The following is a 19,277-nucleotide window of genomic DNA, read 5'->3' on the forward strand; positions in this document are numbered from 1 at the left end:
CGGGCTCGTCGGGTACGCTCCTGGTGAGCGACCGCTTAGGAGGCACGTGGTGGGCACCGGATTCTTCACCTCCGTCGACGACGTGTCGGCGAAGCTGGCCGGGGCGGGCTACCTGGCCTCGACGGCGGTCGCGACCACGGTGTTCCTCGCCGACCGGCTCGGCAAGCCGTTGCTGGTCGAAGGGCCGGCCGGGGTCGGGAAGACCGAGCTCGCCAAGGCCGTCGCCCAGGTCAGCGGGTCGCGGCTGGTGCGCCTGCAGTGCTACGAGGGCATCGACGAGGCCCGCGCGCTGTACGAGTGGAACCACGCCAAGCAGCTGCTGCGGATCACCGCCGGCCGCGACGAGACCTGGGAACAGGCCCGCACCGACATCTTCGGCGAGGAGTTCCTGCTGCGCCGCCCGCTGCTCACCGCGATCTCCTCCGACGAGCCGACCGTGCTGCTGATCGACGAGACCGACAAGGCCGACATGGAGGTCGAGGGCCTGCTGCTGGAGGTGCTCGGCGACTTCCAGGTGACCGTGCCCGAGCTCGGCACGATCACCGCCACGCGCGCGCCGTTCGCCGTGCTGACCTCCAACGCGACGCGCGAGCTGTCCGAGGCGCTGCGCCGCCGGTGCCTGTTCCTGCACATCGGCTTCCCGGACGAGGACCTCGAACGCGACATCGTCCGGCTCAAGGTCCCGGGCATCGACGCCGCGCTCGCCGATTCCGTCGTCCGGGTGATCGCCGCGCTGCGGGCGATGGACCTGCGCAAACTGCCGTCGGTCGCGGAGACCGTCGACTGGGCGCGCACCCTGCTCGCGCTCGGCGCGTCGACGCTGGACGAGCAGGTCGTGCGGGAGAGCCTCGGTGTGGTGCTCAAGCACCAGGACGACATCGCGAAGGCGGGCGCCGGCTTGAAGCTCGAACAGGTCCTGGACGCGTCGTGACCGGCGGCGTGCCGGAGCGGCTCGCGGGGTTCGTCAAGGCGCTGCGGGATCAGGGCATCCCGGCGGGCCCGAGCGAGACCGTCGACGCCGCGGCCGCGCTGGAAGTCCTCGGCCTCGACGACCGCGCGCTCGTCCGCGAGGGCCTGGCCGCGGCCCTGGTCCGCCGCGGCGGGCAGCGTGCGGTTTTCGACGCCGCGTTCGACCTGTACTTCCCGGCCGGGATCGGCGCGCCCGAGCGTGCCCGCGAAGACCGGCCGCTGACGCTGGAAGAGCTGCGGGAGGAGCTGGCGGCCGCGCTCGCCGAGGGCGACCAGCAGGCACTCGGGCAGCTGGCCGGGCTCGCCGTCGAAATGCTGGGGCAGTACGGCTCGGCGTCCGGGCCCGGCGGTGGCTTCTCCGCCCACCAGACCCTGGAGCGGCTCCAGCCGCAGACGCTGATCGCGCGCGTGCTGGCCGCGGTCCGCGGCGGCGGTGCGCGCGGCGAGTTCACCGACCGGCTCGACCGCGACGAGATCCGCCGCCGCGTCGAGGGCTTCCGCGGGCAGGTCCGCGCGGAGGCGCGCCGCCGCGCGGCCGAGGCCCGCGGCCGCGAGCGCGTCGCCAAGCACGCCATCGCGCCCGCGCCGGACCGGGTCGACTTCCTCATCGCGAGCCGCACCCAGCTCGCCGAGCTGCGCCGGACGATCCAGCCGCTGTCCCGCAAGCTGGCCACGCGCCTGGCCGCCCGCCGCAAGCGCACCACCCGCGGGCAGATCGACCTGCGCCGCACGCTGCGGCGATCGCTGTCGACCGGCGGGGTGCCGCTGCGGCCCGCCTACCGCCACCGCCGGCCGGGCCGGCCCGAGATCGTGCTGCTGTGCGACCTTTCCGGCTCGGTCGCCGGGTTCGCGAACTTCACCATGCTGCTGGTGCAGGCGCTGCGCGACCAGTTCAGCAAGATCCGGGTGTTCGCCTTCGTCGACAGCACCGACGAGGTCACCCACCTGGTCACCGCCGGTGCGGCCGACCCCGAGCACCTCGGCGCGCGCATGCTGGCCGAAGCCGCCCTGGTGCGCTGGGACGGCCACAGCGACTACGGCGGCTCCCTGCGCCAGTTCACGGCGAACTGGCTCGACGCGGTCGGCCCGCGCACCTCGGTGCTGATCCTCGGCGATGCCCGCACGAACGGCGGCGACCCCAACCTCGACGCCGTGCGCGAGATCAAGGCCCGCGCCCGGCACGTCCACTGGCTCAACCCGGAGCGCCGGTCGCTGTGGTCCACGGGGGACTCGGCCGCGCTGGAGTACGCCGGCGTCGTGGCGATGCACGAGTGCCGCACCGTGCACCAGCTCGGCACGCTGGTCACCCGGCTGCTGCCGGTGTGAGCCACGCGTCGATGCCCCTCAGCATGGCCGCCTTGGTCGCTTCGGGCGCGAAGGACGCGGTGACGCTCGCGCGAGCGAAGTCCGCCATCGTGGCGTCGTCGTAGCCGAAAGCCTGTTGCACGCGGGCGTACTCCCCGGCCAGGTTCGCGCCGGTGACCGACGGGACGTCGGTGTTGAGCGTGACGGTCAGGCCCGCGCCGAGCAGGCGGGGGAGCGGGTGCTCGGGCAGGGACGGGACCAGCCCCAGCGTCACGTTCGACGACGGGCACACCTCCAGGGCGAGGCCCCGGTCGCGGACTTCGGCGACCAGCGACGGGTCGTCGAGGACGCGGATGCCGTGGCCGAGCCGTTCGGTGCGGCCCACTTCGAGGGCTTCTCGGATGCTGTCGGGCCCGGCGTCTTCGCCCATGTGGTGCAGCAGGTGGATCCCGGCCGCGCGGGCCTTCTCGAAGAGCGTTGCGAAGGGCCGGAGCGAGTGGTTTTCCTCGCCCGCCATGCCGATCGCGAAGACCTCGTCGTACTCGAGGGCGAGGTCGAGGGTGCGCTCGGCGCGTTCGACCGAACGACGCCGGGAGTGGTCGAGCACCAGCCGCCAGTCGAGCCCGCGGCCCTGCGACAGTCCGTTGAGGACGGACACCAGCGGCATTTCCAGGTCGCCGAGGCGTTCCCCGTGCGACGCGGCGGTGAACGTGATCTCGGCGTAGCGCGTGCCCTGGGCGGTTTCGTCCTCGACGTACTCGCGGGCGATGCGCTCGAAGTCCTCCGGCTGTTGCAGACACGAACGGACGAGGGCGTTGTAGTCGGCGAAGGCGCGGAAGCCGTCGAACACCGGAGGCTCGCCCGGGACGTCGACCCCGTTCGCTTCGCCGAGCTCACGGAGCGTGGCCGGGCGGATCGTGCTCTCCAGGTGGACGTGCAGGTGGGCCTTCGGCAGGGCGGCCAGGTCGCGCATGATCGCGAGCCTAGAGCCGCCGGACGACGCTGCGCGCGGCAATTTCCCGGGCCGGCCGGGGTTTGGGTCTCGTCACACGGGGAACCTCCGGGTGGTTCGTCCGCGTTGTCAGGATGACCGGAACCGATGAGGGAGGACCACCGTGGCCCTGCTGAAGAGGCTGACCATGCTGGCCGGCGCGGCCGGCGCGGCTCGTGCGTACGCCAAGAAGAACCCCGAGAAGGTGAACCAGGCCGTCGGCAAGGCCGCGAAGTTCGTCGACGACAAGACCAAGGGCAAGTACCACCAGCAGATCGCCGGCGCGGTCCGCAAGGTGAACTCGGTGACCGGGCAGCCGGGCCCGGCGGGACCCGCCGGACCGGCCGCCCGCTAGGTCACCCGGCCGTCAGCGCCTCGAGGACGCCTTCGCCGTACTTGGCGAGCTTGTTCTCGCCAACCCCGCTGACCGTGCCCAGCTCCGCCAGCGACGACGGCCGCTGCGTGGCGATCTGGCGCAGGGTCGCGTCGTGGAACACCACGTACGCGGGCACGCCCTGCTCCTTCGCGACGGCGGCCCGCCACGCACGCAGGCGTTCGAACAGCGGTGCCGCCTCCGCGGGCATCTCCGCGGAGGCGGCGGCCTTCCGCGTGCTGCGGACCTTCGCGGCGGCGGCCCGCTCGGGCTCGCGGCGCAGCAGCACCTGACGGTCGCCGCCGAGCACCTCCGCGCTGCTTTCGGTGAGCACGAGCGAGCCGTAGTCGCCTTCGACGGCGAGCAGGCCCTGGGCGAGCAGCTGCCGCACCACCGCGCGCCACTCGGGTTCGCGCAGCTCGGTGCCGATGCCGAACGTCTTGAGCGTGTCGTGCTGGAACTGGGTGACCTTGGGCGTGGCTTTGCCGAGCAGGATGTCGACGACCTGGCCGGCGCCGAACTTCTGCCGCCGTTCGTTGCGCAGCCGCACGACGGTCGACAGCAGCTTCTGCGCCGGGATCGTGCCGTCCCACTTCTCCGGCGGGTTCAGGCACGTGTCGCAGTTGCCGCAGGGGCCGGCCTGCTGCCCGAAGTAGTTGAGGATCTGCACCCGGCGGCACTCGACCGTCTCGCACAGCGCGAGCATCGCGTTCAGGTGCGCGCCCAGCCGGCGGCGGTGCGCCTCGTCGCCCTCGGACGTGTCGATCATCTTGCGCTGCTGCACCACGTCCTGCAGCCCGTACGCGAGCCAGGCGGTGGACGGCAGCCCGTCGCGGCCCGCCCGGCCGGTCTCCTGGTAGTAGCCCTCGACCGACTTCGGCAGGTCGAGGTGCGCGACGAACCGGACGTCCGGTTTGTCGATGCCCATCCCGAACGCGATCGTCGCGACCACGATCAGCCCGTCTTCCCGCAGGAACCGCGACTGGTGCTTCGCGCGGGTGCGCGCGTCGAGCCCCGCGTGGTACGGCACCGCCGGGATCCCGTTCTGCACCAGGAACTCCGCGGTCTTCTCCACCGAGTTCCGGGACAGGCAGTAGACGATTCCCGCGTCACCCTTGTGTTCGGTCTGCAGCAGTTCGAGCAGCTGCCGTTGCGGCGAGTTCTTGCCGACGATCCGGTACTGGATGTTCGGCCGGTCGAAGCTCGCGACGAAGTGGCGGGCCTCGTCCAGGTTCAGCCGCGCCGCGATCTCCTTGTGCGTCGCTTCGGTCGCGGTCGCCGTCAGCGCGATCCGCGGCACGTCCGGCCACCGCTCGTGCAGCGCGGAGAGCTGGAGGTAGTCGGGCCGGAAGTCGTGGCCCCACTGGGCGACGCAGTGCGCCTCGTCGATCGCGAACAGCGAGATCTTGCCGCGGTCGAGCAGCCGCACGGTGGATTCGACCGAAAGCCGTTCCGGCGCCAGGTAGAGCAGGTCGAGCTCGCCGTTCAGGAACGCCGACTCCACCTCCTGCCGGGCCGCGTAGTCCTGGGTGGAGTTGAGGAAACCGGCGCGGACACCGGCGTTGCGCAGCGCGTCCACCTGGTCCTGCATCAGCGCGATCAGCGGCGAGACGACCACGCCGACGCCGGGCCGCACGAGCGCGGGAATCTGGTAGCACAACGACTTCCCGCCGCCGGTGGGCATCAGCACGAGCGCGTCGCCGCCGGCGATCACGTGCTCGACGATCGCCGCCTGGTCGCCGCGGAAGCTGTCGTAGCCGAACACGCGCCGGAGGGTCTCCAGCGCGTCGGACGCGGGTGCGAGGTCGGTCTCTGCCACCCGGCCGACTATAGAGCGGGGGTCCGACAGTTCCGGCCCGCCCCGCCGCGGGGTGGCAGACTGCAGGGGTGGAGTACCTGCCCGTGCCCGACCTCGCCGCGTATTTCGGCGGCGAATGGCACCTGGACCGGGAAATCCGCACCGCGGACGGCGACCCGGCCGGGTCGGTCACCGGGACCGCCACCTTCACCGAAGCCGGGGGTGTGCTCGTCTACCACGAGGAGGGCGAGCTGCGGCTCGGCGGCCACACCGGCCCGGTCACCCGGACCCTGCACTACCGCCCGGCCGGCCCCGGCCGTGCGGCCGTGCACTTCGACCACGGCGGCTTCTTCCACGACCTCGACCTGCGCGAAGGCCATTGGATAGCGGACCACCCCTGCCGCGCCGACCACTACCGCGGGGAGTACCGCGTGACCGGCGCCGGGCGCTGGCGGCAGGAGTGGGCGGTGCGCGGGCCGGCGAAGGACCACGTGATCGTCAGCCGGTTCACCCGTTAGACGATGCCGCCGTTGGCGCGCAGCACCTGGCCGTTCACCCAGCGCGCCGGGCCGGCGAGGAACGCGACGACCTCGGCGATGTCCTCCGGCTCGCCGAGCCGCTCCAGCGGCGGCTGCTTGGCCATCCGCTGGATCGTCTCCTCGTCCTTGCCGTCGAGGAACAGCGCGGTCGCGGTCGGGCCGGGCGCGACGGTGTTCACGGTGATGTCGCGGCCGCGCAGCTCGCGCGCCAGGATCATGGTGATCGCCTCGACCGCGCCCTTCGTCGCGTTGTAGATGCCGTAGCCGGGCAGGTTCAGCCCGAGCACCGACGTCGAGGTGGTGATCACCGCGCCGCCGTCGCGCACCCGCCGCGCGGCCTGCTGGGCCACCGCGAACGTGCCGCGGATGTTGGTGCGGTGCACCCGGTCGAGGACGTCGAAGTCGGTGTCGGCGATCGGCGTCGGCGGGTTCAGCACGCCGGCCAGGTGGGCGACGACGTCCACGCCGCCGTAGGTGCGCTCCGCGGTGTCGAACAGCTCCGCGACCGCGGCCGGGTCGGCCACGTCGGCACGGGCCGCGATCGCCCGCCCGCCGTTCGCGGTGATGGCGTCGACGGTGGCCGTGGCCTCCTTTTCGTTGCCCGCGTAGTTGACCACGACCGCCATGCCGTCGGCGGCCAGGCGCTCGGCGACCTGGCGGCCGATGCCGCGGGAGCCGCCGGTGACGATCGCGACGCGGGTGTCGGTGGTGCTCATCGGTTCCTTCTTTCGATCGGGGCGGCGCCCTGCCCGCCGCTTCTGTTATCAACGATAACACTCTGCTGATAGCAGTGTTAAGGATGCTCGTGTCGGTGTCGTCACACCGCGTGGCGCCGCGTGGCATCCGGCCGTATCCACGCCGCCGGTCGGCCGAATCGCGAGGTCAGCGGCGTATGGACGGTTTTCGGACGGGGCGATCCGGGAACACCGGACGCATCGGGGGCTTGACATCCTTGAAGGAGTTTGAGCGATGCCCACATGGCTGATCGTGTTGATCGTCGTCGTGGCCCTCGCGGTGCTCGGCGCCGTGATCTGGCTGGTGACGCAGGAAATGCAGCGAAAACGGCTGCAGCAGCGGTTCGGTCCCGAGTACGACCGCACGGTGGCGGAGAAGGAGAGCCCCCGGGCCGCGCAGCGCGAACTCGCCGAGCGGGAGCGCCGGCACAAGGAACTCGACATCCGCCCGCTTTCGGCGTCGGCGCGCGAGCGCTACGCCCGGGAATGGGCGCAGGTGCAGGAAAAGTTCGTCGACCAGCCGTCCGCGGCGGTCGCCGAAGCCGAGCAGCTCCTGAACTCGCTGATGGCCGAACGCGGGTACCCCACGGAAGGCTACGAGCAGCAGGTGGCCGACCTTTCCGTGCGGCACGCCAAAACCCTGGAGCACTACCGGGCCGCGCACACCACGCAGCAGAAGCGCGACGGAGCGTCCACTGAGGACCTGCGCGACGCGATGGTGCGCTACCGCACCGTTTTCGAGGACCTGCTGACCGACGGCGCCGACGACGAGCGCCACCACGACCACCACGAGCGCCGCAACGGCCACGACCACGGCGTGCACGACCACGACCACGCCGAGCGGCAGGAAACCGGCCGGCACGAGACCGACCGTGCAGACGCGGACCGCCACGAAACGGACCACCGCGAAACCGAACGCCAGGCGTCCGCGAACCCGCGGACCGAGTGGAACGGAGGACGTTGACCATGACCGAGCACCTGACGCGCCACGACGCCGAGGACGACCAGGACCTCACCGGCCGTGCGGACGTTCGCGAGAGCGACGGCTTCCGGGACGACACCACGGACGTACCCGGCCAGGACCGGGCGGACTTCCGCGAGCCGGGCACGGTCGGCCACGACGCCGACCAGAACCTGAGCACCGCCGACCTGGCCTCCGCTTCGGCCGGGCGGCAGGACACCACCGACACCGCCGACACCGCGGCCGCCGGCTCGGGCGGGGACGTTGAGACGCCCGCCGCGTCCGGCGGGGACGTGGAGACGCCGCCGCTGATCGACGAGGAGAAGGTCACCGGGTTCCGCGACCGCTGGCAGCACGTCCAGACCGGCTTCGTCGACGACCCGAAGCAGGCCGTCCAGCAGGCCGACGAGCTCGTCGCCGCCGTGATCAGCGCACTGGCCACCACCTTCGCCGAGCACAAGAGCGAGCTGGAAGGCCAGTGGCAGCAGGGCGAACCGGCCACCGAGGAGCTGCGGATCGCGCTGCGCCGCTACCGCTCGTTCTTCGACCAGCTGCTGCCGCGCTAGCGGGCACCGTTTCCCGGCGGGCATGATCGGGTAGCCCGCCGGGAAACGCGGTCAGCAACGGGAGGCAGCTGGATGAACGTGGCCGAACTGCTCGTCGACGGCTTCAACCGGGTCCAGGGGACGGTGCACGCGGCGGTCGAAGGGCTGACCGCCGAGCAGCTCCGCGCCCGGCTGGACGACGAAGCCAACTCGATCGCCTGGCTGGTGTGGCACCTGACCCGGGTCCAGGACGACCACGTCGCCGACGTGGCCGGGACCGAGCAGGCGTGGACCGGCGAGGACTGGCTTTCGCGGTTCGGCCTGCCCTTTCCGGCCGGCGACACCGGCTACGGCCACCGCCCGGCCGACGTCGAAGCGGTCCGGGTCGCCAAGCCGGACCTGCTGACCGGCTACTACGACGCCGTGCACGAGCGGACCGTCCGGTACGTCTCCGGCCTCGCCGACGCCGACCTCGACCGGATCGTCGACGAGGCGTGGGACCCGCCGGTGTCGCTCGGCGTGCGCCTGATCAGCGTGCTCGACGACGACATCCAGCACGCCGGGCAGGCGATGTACGTCCGCGGGCTGCTGGAGCGCCGGTAGCTCAGCAGACCTCGTAACCGTCGCCGCGGTGGTCGGCCAGCCGCTGCGGACCCGGCCCCGCGACGCCGAGCTGGTCGTCCGGGTTGGCGAGCTTGCAGCTGGCCAGGGACATGCAGCCGCAGCCGATGCAGTTGACCAGCTGGTCGCGCAGCTGCTCCAGCTGGCGGATCCGCGCGTTCAGGTCCTCCTGCCAGCAGCGGGAAATCCGCGCCCAGTCGGTACGGGTGGGCGTCCGGTCGTCCGACAGCAGGGCGAGCACCTCCCGGATCTTCGACAGCGGCATGCCGACCCGCTGGGACATCCGAATGAACGTCACGCGCCGCAGCGTGTCGCGGCGGTAGCGCCGCTGGTTGCCCGCGGTGCGGCGGCTGTGGATCAGCCCTTCGTCCTCGTAGAAGCGCAGGGCCGACGCGGGAACCCCGCTGCGCCGGGAAAGTTCGCCGACCGTCAGGTCGGGCAGCGGCCGGGCCGCGACGTTCGTCATGGCCGGAAGCCAACCACAGCCGCCGCCTTGACTTCAAGGGAGCTTGAACTTTCATCCTGGGACGCGGCAATGTTCCGCTGTGCCGAGGAGGAAGTGTGTCGGAAGCGCCGGTGCGGGTCGCGGTGATCGTGGGAAGTGTCCGGGAAGGACGGTTCGGCCCGGTGGTGGCGGGCTGGCTGGCCGCCGTCGCGGACCGCCACGGCGGTTTCGCGGTCGACGTCGTCGATCTCGCCGAGCCCGGCCTGCCGCTGGTGATGCCCGCGTTCGGCACCCAGCCGAGCCCGGCGGTCGCCGCCGAGGTGGCGAAGGTGGCCCCGCGACTCGAAGCGGCCGACGCGTTCGTCGTCGTCACCCCGGAGTACAACCACAGCTATCCCGCGCCCTTGAAGAACGCCATCGACTGGCACCGGCCGGAGTGGCGGGCCAAACCGGTCGCTTTCGTGTCCTACGGCGGGATTTCCGGTGGCCTGCGTGCCGTCGAGCACCTGCGCCCGGTCTTCGCGGAGCTCCACGCGGTGACCATCCGCGAGACCGTCAGCTTCCACGGCGCCCACGCGCGTTTCGGCGACGACGGCGTGCCGATCGACGACGCGGCGGGCGTCGCGGCGAAGGCGCTGCTCGACCAGCTCGAATGGTGGGCCCGGTCGCTGACCGAAGCCCGGGCGGCGCGGCCCTACCCCGCCTGACGCCATGTCGACATGCCGCTCACGCCTGGCACGTCTGGTAGGGCAGCCGGACGTCCGGCCCGGCCAGGGCGATGGTGCCGTCGACGGAGTTCCCGCCCTGCAGCACCAGGGCGGCGAACGCGGTGCAGACCAGCTGGTTGATGCCGGCGCCGGTGACCAGCCGCAGCGGGAACGAGACGTCGATCGTCGCCGGTGGCCCGGCGGACACCGTGAGCCCTCCGGGCCGCTGCGGGAGCGCGGTCGTGTACCCGTCGGCCTCCTCCTGGGAGGTCGGCCCGGCCAGCAGCATCGCCAAGGTCGACTGGACGGTCACCGGGAAGCCGCCCGGCCGCGTCACCGGAGCCACCCGGCCGTCGCGGACGAAGTAGAGGGTCACGTCCATGCCCGGCCCGTCGTCCACCGGGTTGCGCAGCGTCGGCGCCGGCCCCGCGCCGAGCACCGGCGTCGGCTTGATCCCGCACGCGCTCACCAGCAGCAGCACCGCCAGGACCAGGAGTTTCTTCACCACGCCTCCCGGGGCAGGCGCAGCTCGAACCGGGCACCGGCGCCGGTGTCGGCCGCGACGATGTCGCCGCCGTGCAGCCGGGCGTTCTCCCGCGCGATGGACAGCCCGAGGCCGCTGCCTTCGGACCGGGCGCGGGCGGTGTCGGCCTTGGTGAAGCGGTCGAAGACCCGGGGCAGGACGTCGGCGGAGATCCCGGGCCCGTGGTCGGTGACGGTCAGCACGACGTCACCGGACTCCGCCCGCAGCACCACCTCGACCGGCGGCGCGCCGTGCCGCAGCGCGTTGCCGACCAGGTTCGCCACAACGATGTCGAGCCGCCGCCGGTCGAGCCGCGCGGTGATCCCCGGCGGCAGGTCCAGGGCGAGGTCGGCGCCGGCCTCCCAGCCGCGCGCGGCGAGGCTGTCGGCGACCGCCGCGGCGACGTCCAGCTCCTCCCGGCGCAGCTCCGCCCGCCCGGCGTCGAACCGGGAGATCTCGATCAGGTCCTGCACCAGCCGGGTCAGCCGCCGCGTCTCGGCCGACACCAGCCGCGCCGCGACCGCGGTGTCCGGCGGCAGCTGCTCGGCGTCCTCGTCGAGGACGTCGGTGACCGCGTTCATCGCCGCCAGCGGCGTCCGCAGCTCGTGCGAGACGTCCGCGACGAACCGCCGCGCGTCGGCCTCCATGGCGCGCAGCGTGCCGACCGTGCGCTCCAGCTCCGCGGCGGTGTGGTTGAACGTGGTGACCAGCTGCGCGAGCTCGTCGGACCCCTTCGCCCGCAGCCGCACGTCCAGCCGCCCGCGACCGAGCTGGCTCGCCGCGGTGTTCAGCGCGCGGACCGGCCGCAGCACCTGCCGCGCGGCCAGCAGCGCCACCGCGACCGCGAACGGCAGCGCGAGCGCGGAGTACAGCCAGGCGTTGCGGGCCAGCTCGCCGATGGCGTCCTGCTGGTCGGACAGGATCACCTGCGCGTAGACCTCCAGGCCGCTCGGACGGCCACTGGCGGTCTGCACCGGAACGCCGACGAAGAACACCGGGGTGCCGCCCTCGTCGACGCGCTGGAACTGGATGTTCGTGGTGACGGCCACGGCGTGGCGCAACCCGGCAGGCACCTCGTCGAGCGTGAGCCCCGCCGACGAGTGCAGGTCGTGGTAGACGACGAGGGCCTTGGTGGGTTTGAGGGCCGTCGCGAAGGCGTCGAGCGTGCCCAGGGACGGCGGCACCGACACGGTCGGCAGGTACGCGGTGACCTGGTCGCGCAGCTTCAGCATGGTCTGGTCCTGGATGCCCTCCAGGATCGCCCGGCGCGCGGAGACGTAGCTGGCGCCCGCGGCGGCGGTGGCGCCGAGGATCATGATCACGGCGAAGGCGGCGACCAGCCGGGGCCGCAGCCCGGCGAGCCACGTCCGGATCGGCGGAGCCGTCACGACCGGCCGAACCGGTAACCGAACCCCCGGACCGTCTGCACGTGCTCCGGCTTCGCGGGGACGTCCTCGATCTTCGCGCGCAGCCGCTGCACGCAGGCGTCGACGAGCCGGGAGTCCCCGAGGTAGTCGTGGTCCCACACGGCGGAGAGGATCTGCTGGCGGCTGTACACCTGCCCGGGCGTGCGCGACAGTTCCAGCAGCAGCTTCAGCTCGGTCGGGGTCAGCGACACCGGCGCGCCGCGCTTGGTGACCTCGAGCGCGGCCCGGTCGATGACGAGGTCGCCGTGCCGTTCCTCGGCCCCCGCCGGCTCACCGGGCCGTTCGCCGACCGCCCGGCGCAGGACGGCCCGGATCCGCGCGTCCAGCACCCGCGGCTCGACCGGCTTGGCGACGTAGTCGTCGGCGCCGGCTTCGAGCCCGGCGACGATGTCGAAGTCGTCACTGCGCGCGGTGAGCATGATGATCGGGACCGGGCCCGAGGCCCGCATCCGGCGGCACGTCTCGAAGCCGTCCATGCCGGGCAGCATCAGGTCGAGCACGACGAGGTCGGGCCGGTGCTGCACGAGCGCCTCGATGCCGAGCTCGCCGGATTCCGCGGTGCGCACCACGTGTCCCTGCCGGCGCAGGGCCAGCTGCAGGCCCTCCCGCACCGCCGCGTCGTCCTCTACCACCAGTACCTCGGCCACGGCGCCATTATTCGGAAAAGCGCACGTCGTGGCGACCCGGGCGGATCTTGTAGCAAAACCATGACATCGCACTGACGGGATCCCGAAATGCGCGACGGAGACTCGGGGACATGGCAGTGATCCTTACCGACGCACCCTCCGCGACCCGTCCGGCCGGCCCCGCGCTCGTGACCCGGGCCGCGTCCCGCACGGCGGTCCTGGCGGCGGCCGCGGCCGGGTTCGCCCTGGCGTTCGTCGCGGCCTACCTGTTGTTCGTCCGCACCCAGGCGGGCCGCGGCGTCGAGAACGGCGTCGTCCACAGCGCCCAGTCGACGGCGGCGGTGGGCTGGGCGGCCCCGCTGCGCGAAGCCGACCTGGTGGTCGTGCTCGGCGGGGTGGCGGTGCTGCTGCTGGTGATTTCCCTGGCCCGGCGGCGGTTCGCCCTCGGCGTGACGGCCCTCCTGCTGCTGGCGGCGCCCCTGGTGGTGGCGCAGCTGCTCAAGCTGTACGTGCTGGACCGCCCGAGCACGGATGACCGCCTGGGCGTGGCGAGCCACAACAGCTTCCCGAGCGGGCACGTGAGCGCGGCGATGGCGGTGCTGGTGGCCCTCGCGATCGTCCTGCCCCGCCGGTTCCGGTCGGCGACGCTGGTGGCGGGCGGATTCGGCGTCGCCTGGGTGGCGGCGGCCGCGGTGGCACTGGGCTGGCACCGGTTGAGCGACACCGTCGGCGGCTGCTTGCTGGTCGCGGCGGTCACCTGCGCCGGGGCGGCGGTGGTGTCCGCCCGCCGCCCCGACGGTGACCGCGTGCCGTGGGTACCGGTGCTGACGGGCCTGCTGGCCCCATTGGCGGTGGTACTGGCGAGCTTTGCGGTACTGGCGACGGCAACATCGGGAGCAGCCCAGTTCGTGGCGGCGATGCTGCTGGCGGCGCTGTCGGCGGAGGCGGTGGTGGTACTGCTGGCGGGCCCGTTGAGGCGGGTGACGTTCGACCCGGCGGAGGGCCGCGTGCGGCGGTTGCGGCGGGTGAGCCGGGACGGCGGTCGCTGAGCTGCCGAGTCGCTGAGCTGCTGAACCGGCGGTCCGCGCACGTGGATCGCCGGTTCGCGTACGTGGAGGGTCGGTTCGCGTGCCTGGAGGTTCGGTTCGCGTATCCGGGCGGTCGGTTCGCGTGCTTGGTGGGTCGGTTGGGGTGCCTGGTGGGTCGGTTCGTGTGCTTGGCGGGGCGACTCGCGTGTCTGGAGGGGCGACATGCGTGATTGCGGGGGCATCTCGTGTGATTGGGCGGGCATCACGTTGGGCCGGGCGGGGCGAGCGGGCCAGTTTTGCGGGATTGGACCGCGACAGCGGTTGCGGGGGCGCCTAGCGTTCGGTGGATGGACCCGAGGTTGGCCGATGACCTGCACTCCCTGCCCGATCTTCTTGATGCCGCAAGCAAACTCGCCGGTGCCGCGCTCGCCGGGCTGGGTGAACGGGCCGCGGCCGTTCCGCCTGGGGCGGCGGTTGCCGCGCCGCTTCCGGATGGTGGTGTCGGAGCTCGGGGTGCGCTCGAGGAGTTCTCGCGGCGGTGGGAGCCCGGGTTCGCCGCCAGTGCCGGGCCGCGGTACCTCGGGTTCGTGACCGGTGGGGCCACGCCCGCGTCGCTGGCCGGTGACTGGCTCACCGCCGCCTACGACCAGAACCCGGCCAGCGGGATGGACTCCTCCGCCCAAGACCTCGAACGCGAGACCGTCGGCTGGCTGGCCGAACTCTTCGGGCTGGGCCCGGAGTTCTCCGGTGCGTTCGTCACCGGCGCCACCATGTCCACCGTGACCGGCCTGGCCATCGCCCGCGAGTGGCTCGGCGAACGAGCCGGCGTGACGGTCTCCGCCGACGGTGCCGCCGCGCTCGGGCCCGTCACCGTGCTCTCCGGCTCGCCGCACTCCAGCATCCTGAAAGCGTTGTCGTTTCTCGGGATGGGGCGTTCGTCCCTGCGGCAGGTGCCGACGCTCCCGGGCCGCGAAGCCGTCGATGTCGCGAAACTCGCCGAAGTGCTCGAGACGCTCGACGGCCCGGCGATCGTCGTCGCCAACGCGGGGACCGTCAACACGGTCGATTTCGACGACCTGCGGGCGATCGCCGCGCTCAAGCAGCGGCACGACTTCTGGCTGCACGTCGACGCCGCGTTCGGCGGGTTCGCCGCGCTCGCGCCGGAGCACGCGGCGCTCACCGCCGGCCTCGGCCAGGCCGACTCGGTGGTCGTGGACCTGCACAAGTGGCTCAACGTGCCCTACGACTCGGCCGTCCAGTTCACCCGCCGCCGCGACCTGCAGCTGCGGGTCTTCAGCAACAACGCCGCCTACCTCGGCGAAATCGGCGACACCCCCGACTTCCTGCATCTCACGCCGGAGAACTCCCGGCGGCTGCGGGCCCTGCCCGCCTGGTTCTCGCTCGTCGCCTACGGCCGCGCCGGGCACCGCGAGATCGTCGAGCGCTGTGTCTCCCTGGCCCGGGACCTGGGCGCGCGGATCGACCGCTCGCCAAGCTGGCAGCTGCTCGCGCCGGTGCGGCTCAACGTCGTCTGCTTCGCCCCGGCCGGGGACGCCGGCCAGGAGCGGATCGACGCCCTCGTCCGCGCCATCGCCGAAGACGGGACCACGTTCCTCACGCCGACCGTCCACGACGGCCGGCCCGCGCTGCGCGCCGCCTTCAGCAACTGGCGGACGACCGCCGCCGATGTCGACCGGATCTTCGCCGCGCTCGAACGGCTCGTCAGGACACCGCCTTCGTGAGCGTGCAGCCGGGCCGGGCGAGGTCGAGCTCCGACCCCTTCAAGCACGCCGTGATCCCCGCCACCTGCTGGCCGTAGCCACGCCCGGGCACCGACGTCACGGCCCCGGCCGAGTCGACCTCGCACGGGTTGTTCTCCGTGCACTGCTCGCCGGAGTCGTTGTGGGTGTTGTGGATCCCGGCCACCGTGGTGCCGTCGGGCGCCAGCAGGGCCGAGCCGGACGTGCCGTGCCACGGCGTGCAGTCCGGGCCGGTCGCGTAGCGGATCGACGCGTCCTGCTCGTACCCGCCTTCCCGCAGGTGCGGGACCACAGCTTCGGCGGTGCACTTCAGCCGGGTGCTCGGGTAGGCGAGGGTCAGCGTGTCCCCGGCGTGGACCGGGGTGGACGTCAGCCGGAAGACCTTCGCCGTCCGCAGTTGCGCGTACGTCTTGTCCAGGCGGTAGAGCGCGATGTCGGTGCCGGTCATGGTGGCGTACAGCAGGCGGTTCGCGCGGGCTGTCACCTGCGGGTAGCCCTGCCGGTCGGCGATCGGTGCCGGGAAGTCGGCGGGCCGATCTACCACGGCCGTCCCCGGTGCCGGCCGTGGCCCCGGGACGCAGTGCCCGTTCGTCAGCAGCAGGGCCGGATCGTGCGGCCTCGACGCCGGCGTGCTGACCACCGAGCCGACGCAGCTGGTCAGGTCCACCGCTCCCTCGACGTCCGGGATGACGTCGTCGGGCGGCACGGCAGTACCGCTGACGATGCCGCGGATCCAGTCCGCGTGGCGGGTGACGTCGGTGTACAACGTCGGAGCCTGGTCCCCGGCCGGACCGCTGACCACCCCGGCCAGCGCCCACCGGTCGCCGTCGCGGACCAGCGCCGGACCGCCGGAGTCCATGTTGCCCGCGGCGACGCGGCCGTCGCTGCTGCCGACGCAGAGCTCTCCGGGAGCGGCCACCGGGCAAACCGAAACCGGCTGCACGACGGTGTCGGCCTCGCGGAGCCGGGTCGGGAAGCAGACCGGGTTCGTGCTGTCCGCGCAGCTCATGCCCCAGCCGAGGATGCGGACCGGGGTGCCTGCCGCCGGCGTGGCCGTCGCGATCGGCACCGGCCGGGCCCGGACCGGGGTCCGCAGGTGCAGCACGGCGAGGTCCCGGCCCCAGAACCCGCCGTCGTCGGCGCTGGTCGCGAGCCGGTAGTAGTGGTCGACCTCGGCGACCTCGCCGCCGGACGTCGTGTCGAGCGAACCGACCCGGACCCGCCAGCCCTTCGGGATGCCGGCCCGGGCCCCGGTCGGGTTCCGGCCCGCGCAGTGACTGGCGGTCAGCACCCACTGGGGCGCCAGGACCTCCACCCCGCACCCGTGCCCGTCCGGGCGGGGCGGCCGCGGGAAGGACGGCTGGAACGAGCCCATGAACGAGTAGGCCCGGGTCGACTCGGTACCGCCGAGGATGGCCTGCGCCGGGGCGGCGAGAACCAGCGAGGCGGCCAGGACGAGCAGGGTACCGATCGGCAGAGATCGACTTCGCATGCGGCCAAGGTGCTCAGCGGATGTCTTCCCGGCGTCATCGGCGTGTCACAGGTTCGCGACAGGACCGGTTTCCTGGCTGCGGTCCGACTTCGGCATCAGGTACTTCCACGGCGACGCGCCGGCCCCCAGCTCGCACGGGACGTGCACCAGCGACGGCCGGCCCGCCGCGAACGCCTTCTCCAGCGCGCCGCGCAGGTCGTCCGGGGTGCGCGCGGTCAGGCCGAGCGCGCCGAACGTCTCGGCGAGGCGGGCGAAATCCGGGTTCCGCAGCCGCCCGCCCAGCGCGCGGCCCTCGAAGAGGCGCTCCTGGTCGAGGTGGACGTTCCCGTAGGACCCGTTGTCGAACACGACCGCCACCACGTTGAGTCCATATTGGACAGCGGTGGCGAGTTCCTGGGCGGCGAACATGAAGCCGCCGTCCCCGGCCACCGAAACCACGGGACGTTCCGGGAAGGCCGCCTGTACGCCCAGCGCCGTCGGGTAGCCGAAGCCGAGCGTGCCCTGGTGCCCGCAGGTGATGAACGTGCGCGGGGCGTACACCTCGAACCCGAAGTACGAAGCGAAGCCGACCTGGCAGATCTCTTCGACGAAGAAGCCGTCGCGCGGCAGCACGTCCCGGATCGCGCGGAGGTAGTCCAGTTCCGGCCCGACGTCGGCGAACCGCTCCGCCACCGCCGCCTTCAGCGCGGTGAACTCCGCCGTCCGATCCGTCCGTTGTGGACCGGCGGCCGCGGTCAGCGCGGCCGTGGCGTCGGCCGCGTCGGCGACGATCGCGACGTCCGCCTCGAGCCGCGTCGCCTGCCGCGGGTCGATGTCGAGCAGGATCGTCTTCTGGCCGGCGGGCTTGTCCGGCCAGCGGAACCAGGACAGTTCCAGCCGCGACCCGATGCCGATCACGACGTCGGTCTCGGCCCACCGCTCGAAGCCGGACACGCAGGTGAAGCCGAGCGGGTGGTCGTCGCCCACGATGCCGCGTCCGCCGCGGAACGGCACCACCGGCGCCTGCAGCCGCTCGGCCAGCGCCCGGACCTCGGCGGCGGCGTGCCGGGCGCCGCCGCCCACCATGATCATCGGGTGCTTCGCGCCGGCCAGGAGCTCGGCGGCCTTCCCGACGGCGACCGGGTCGACGGCCGGGCGCGGCAGCGGCAGCGGGCCGGCCGCCTCGGCGGGCGCGCGCAGCCCCAGCACGTCCCACGGCACCGCCAGGGCCACCGGCCGCGGTCGCCCGCCTGCCGCCTCCCGGAACGCCGTCGCCACGGCGTCGGGGACCTCCGCCGGGTGCTCGACCAGCGCCGACCACTTCGTGATCGTGCGCAGGGTCGCCAGCTGGTCCGGCATCTCGTGCAGGTGCCCGAGCCCGCGGCCGAGGTACGCGCGCGGGATCTCGCTCGTCAGGCACAGCACCGGGGCGCTCGCCCCGTGCGCCGAGAGCATCGCGGCCGACGCGTTGAGGACGCCGGGACCCGGCACGACGGTGTAAACGCCGGTGCGGCCGGTCGCCTGGGCGTACCCGAACGCCATGTAGGCCACGGTCTGTTCGTGCCGTCCGCCGACCACGCGGATCTCGCCGCCGGTGCGGGCGAGACTGTCGAACAGGTCGTAGGTCTGGACCCCCGGCAGGCCGAAGACGGTGTCCACGCCGTGGGCCCGCAGCCCGTCGACGATCAGGTCGGCCGCGGTCGGGGCAGGCGGGGGGATCGGCATCGGCGCGGCCTCCTGAGCGTCGTCCGTCGACGGAACCATATATGGTTTCCTACATGATCAGCGCGTCGTCGGGAAGACCGGTCACGAAGTCCCAGCTGGCCTACGAGACGATCAAAGCCAGGATCCTCGACGGCCGCTACGGCCCGGGCTACCGGCTGGTGCTCGACCAGATCGGCCGCGAGCTCGACGTCAGCGCGGTGCCGGTCCGCGAGGCGCTGCGCCGGCTGGAGGCCGAGGAGCTGATCGAGTTCGAGCGGAACGTCGGTGCCCGGGTCGTGGCCATCGACCCCACGGCCTACCAGCACGCGATGCAGACCGTGGCCATCGTCGAGGGCGCGGCCACCGGCCTCGCCGCGCCGCTGCTCACGGCCGAGGCACTGGGCCGGGCCCGCGAGCTCAACGACCGGATGCGCCGCAGCCTCGCCGAGTTCGACCCGCTGGCGTTCACCGCGCTGAACGCCGAGTTCCACGAGGTGCTGTTCAGCGCCTGCCCCAACCCGAACCTGGTGGACCTGGTGCAGCGCTGCTGGACCCGCCTGGCCGCGGTCCGCGACAGCACGTTCGCGTCGGTGCCGGGGCGCGCCCCGGTGTCGGTCGGGGAACACGATCGACTGCTCGCCCTGATCGAGGGCGGGGCCGATCCGGCGGAGGTCGAACAGTTCGCCCGGGCCCACCGGATGGCGACCTTGGACGCTTATCTCGCCCGGGATCGGTGACCCGCCGGTTGTT

Annotated in this window: 20 protein-coding genes; 11 read left to right on the top strand and 9 right to left on the bottom strand. The window is 72.8% G+C overall.

All coding sequences use genetic code 11. The features are described 5' to 3' along the window. The first annotated feature begins 49 nt into the window (after window positions 1–49). Window positions 50–931, top strand: coding sequence for an AAA family ATPase (locus tag OO60_RS30065; RefSeq protein ID WP_003056024.1), 882 nt, complete (start codon window positions 50–52; stop codon window positions 929–931). Then, window positions 928–2,295: a vWA domain-containing protein gene (locus tag OO60_RS30070; RefSeq protein ID WP_033262581.1), complete on the top strand. Its 1,368-nt coding sequence runs from the start codon at window positions 928–930 to the stop codon at window positions 2,293–2,295. Before OO60_RS30065 ends, OO60_RS30070 begins: the two co-directional genes overlap by 4 nt. Here the strand turns inward: OO60_RS30070 and add are convergent. After that, entirely contained in the window at window positions 2,273–3,247 is a 975-nt protein-coding gene (add, locus tag OO60_RS30075; RefSeq protein WP_003101872.1) for an adenosine deaminase, read from the bottom strand. The two genes, OO60_RS30070 and add, sit on opposite strands and share 23 nt — an antisense overlap. 142 nt (window positions 3,248–3,389) lie before the next feature. Here add and OO60_RS30080 point away from each other — a divergent pair, with 142 nt between their 5' ends. Next, window positions 3,390–3,620 carry an antitoxin gene (locus OO60_RS30080; RefSeq protein ID WP_003101877.1) on the top strand — a complete coding sequence of 77 codons (231 nt, stop codon included), beginning with the start codon at window positions 3,390–3,392 and terminating at the stop codon, window positions 3,618–3,620. A gap of 1 nt (window position 3,621) precedes the next feature. On the opposite strand, the gene recQ is transcribed toward OO60_RS30080, so the two are convergent. Continuing rightward, window positions 3,622–5,457 (bottom strand): DNA helicase RecQ, encoded by a 1,836-nt coding sequence (gene recQ, locus OO60_RS30085; RefSeq protein WP_003101878.1) that lies wholly within the window; start codon window positions 5,455–5,457, stop codon window positions 3,622–3,624. Between the two features lie 68 nt (window positions 5,458–5,525). Here recQ and OO60_RS30090 point away from each other — a divergent pair, with 68 nt between their 5' ends. Next, window positions 5,526–5,954, top strand: coding sequence for a DUF6314 family protein (locus OO60_RS30090; RefSeq protein WP_003101880.1), 429 nt, complete (start codon window positions 5,526–5,528; stop codon window positions 5,952–5,954). Here OO60_RS30090 and OO60_RS30095 read toward each other — a convergent pair. Continuing rightward, entirely contained in the window at window positions 5,951–6,691 is a 741-nt protein-coding gene (locus tag OO60_RS30095; RefSeq protein ID WP_003101882.1) for an SDR family oxidoreductase, read from the bottom strand. The genes OO60_RS30090 and OO60_RS30095 overlap by 4 nt on opposite strands. A 253-nt stretch (window positions 6,692–6,944) precedes the next feature. Between OO60_RS30095 and OO60_RS30100 the strand changes: the two genes are divergently transcribed. The 3 genes from OO60_RS30100 (at window position 6,945) to OO60_RS30110 (ending at window position 8,818) form a co-directional block, all read left to right on the top strand. Further along, window positions 6,945–7,673, top strand: coding sequence for a hypothetical protein (locus tag OO60_RS30100; RefSeq protein WP_003101883.1), 729 nt, complete (start codon window positions 6,945–6,947; stop codon window positions 7,671–7,673). A 2-nt stretch (window positions 7,674–7,675) separates the two neighbouring features. After that, on the top strand, window positions 7,676–8,236 hold the full coding sequence (locus OO60_RS30105; RefSeq protein WP_003101892.1) for a hypothetical protein: 561 nt from the start codon (window positions 7,676–7,678) through the stop codon (window positions 8,234–8,236). A gap of 72 nt (window positions 8,237–8,308) precedes the next feature. Then, window positions 8,309–8,818, top strand: coding sequence for a mycothiol transferase (locus OO60_RS30110; RefSeq protein ID WP_003101897.1), 510 nt, complete (start codon window positions 8,309–8,311; stop codon window positions 8,816–8,818). 1 nt (window position 8,819) lies between these two features. On the opposite strand, the gene soxR is transcribed toward OO60_RS30110, so the two are convergent. Then, the gene (gene soxR, locus OO60_RS30115; RefSeq protein WP_003101900.1) at window positions 8,820–9,302 is read right to left on the bottom strand and encodes a redox-sensitive transcriptional activator SoxR; all 483 of its coding nucleotides are present in this window, start codon (window positions 9,300–9,302) and stop codon (window positions 8,820–8,822) included. A 95-nt stretch (window positions 9,303–9,397) separates the two neighbouring features. Here soxR and OO60_RS30120 point away from each other — a divergent pair, with 95 nt between their 5' ends. Further along, window positions 9,398–9,988 (top strand): NADPH-dependent FMN reductase, encoded by a 591-nt coding sequence (locus tag OO60_RS30120; protein ID WP_003101903.1) that lies wholly within the window; start codon window positions 9,398–9,400, stop codon window positions 9,986–9,988. 19 nt (window positions 9,989–10,007) lie between these two features. Here OO60_RS30120 and OO60_RS30125 read toward each other — a convergent pair whose 3' ends face one another. From OO60_RS30125 to OO60_RS30135, 3 genes are read right to left on the bottom strand one after another with little or no spacing between them, the layout of a single operon-like run. Continuing rightward, window positions 10,008–10,493 carry a hypothetical protein gene (locus OO60_RS30125; RefSeq protein WP_003101906.1) on the bottom strand — a complete coding sequence of 162 codons (486 nt, stop codon included), beginning with the start codon at window positions 10,491–10,493 and terminating at the stop codon, window positions 10,008–10,010. After that, window positions 10,490–11,899 carry a sensor histidine kinase gene (locus tag OO60_RS30130; protein ID WP_003101909.1) on the bottom strand — a complete coding sequence of 470 codons (1,410 nt, stop codon included), beginning with the start codon at window positions 11,897–11,899 and terminating at the stop codon, window positions 10,490–10,492. The genes OO60_RS30125 and OO60_RS30130 overlap by 4 nt, the downstream gene beginning before the upstream one ends. Continuing rightward, window positions 11,896–12,585 (bottom strand): response regulator transcription factor, encoded by a 690-nt coding sequence (locus OO60_RS30135; protein ID WP_003101913.1) that lies wholly within the window; start codon window positions 12,583–12,585, stop codon window positions 11,896–11,898. The genes OO60_RS30130 and OO60_RS30135 overlap by 4 nt, the downstream gene beginning before the upstream one ends. 116 nt (window positions 12,586–12,701) lie before the next feature. Here OO60_RS30135 and OO60_RS30140 point away from each other — a divergent pair, with 116 nt between their 5' ends. Beyond that, complete coding sequence (locus OO60_RS30140; RefSeq protein WP_003101916.1) at window positions 12,702–13,613, top strand: phosphatase PAP2 family protein; 912 nt, start codon at window positions 12,702–12,704, stop codon at window positions 13,611–13,613. 326 nt (window positions 13,614–13,939) lie between these two features. Beyond that, window positions 13,940–15,334, top strand: a complete 1,395-nt coding sequence (locus OO60_RS30145; RefSeq protein ID WP_033262584.1) for a pyridoxal phosphate-dependent decarboxylase family protein — start codon at window positions 13,940–13,942, stop codon at window positions 15,332–15,334. Here the strand turns inward: OO60_RS30145 and OO60_RS45980 are convergent. Together OO60_RS45980 and OO60_RS30155 are read right to left on the bottom strand one after the other, a co-directional pair. Continuing rightward, window positions 15,315–16,844, bottom strand: coding sequence for a S1 family serine peptidase (locus tag OO60_RS45980; protein WP_003101921.1), 1,530 nt, complete (start codon window positions 16,842–16,844; stop codon window positions 15,315–15,317). The two genes, OO60_RS30145 and OO60_RS45980, sit on opposite strands and share 20 nt — an antisense overlap. A 45-nt stretch (window positions 16,845–16,889) precedes the next feature. Continuing rightward, window positions 16,890–18,548 carry a thiamine pyrophosphate-dependent enzyme gene (locus OO60_RS30155; protein ID WP_033262671.1) on the bottom strand — a complete coding sequence of 553 codons (1,659 nt, stop codon included), beginning with the start codon at window positions 18,546–18,548 and terminating at the stop codon, window positions 16,890–16,892. Between the two features lie 41 nt (window positions 18,549–18,589). Between OO60_RS30155 and OO60_RS30160 the strand changes: the two genes are divergently transcribed. Further along, on the top strand, window positions 18,590–19,264 hold the full coding sequence (locus OO60_RS30160; protein ID WP_003101924.1) for a GntR family transcriptional regulator: 675 nt from the start codon (window positions 18,590–18,592) through the stop codon (window positions 19,262–19,264). Window positions 19,265–19,277: the final 13 nt, after the last annotated feature.

The sequence above is a fragment of the Amycolatopsis vancoresmycina genome, from assembly GCF_000716785.1.
Classification (GTDB): domain Bacteria; phylum Actinomycetota; class Actinomycetes; order Mycobacteriales; family Pseudonocardiaceae; genus Amycolatopsis; species Amycolatopsis vancoresmycina.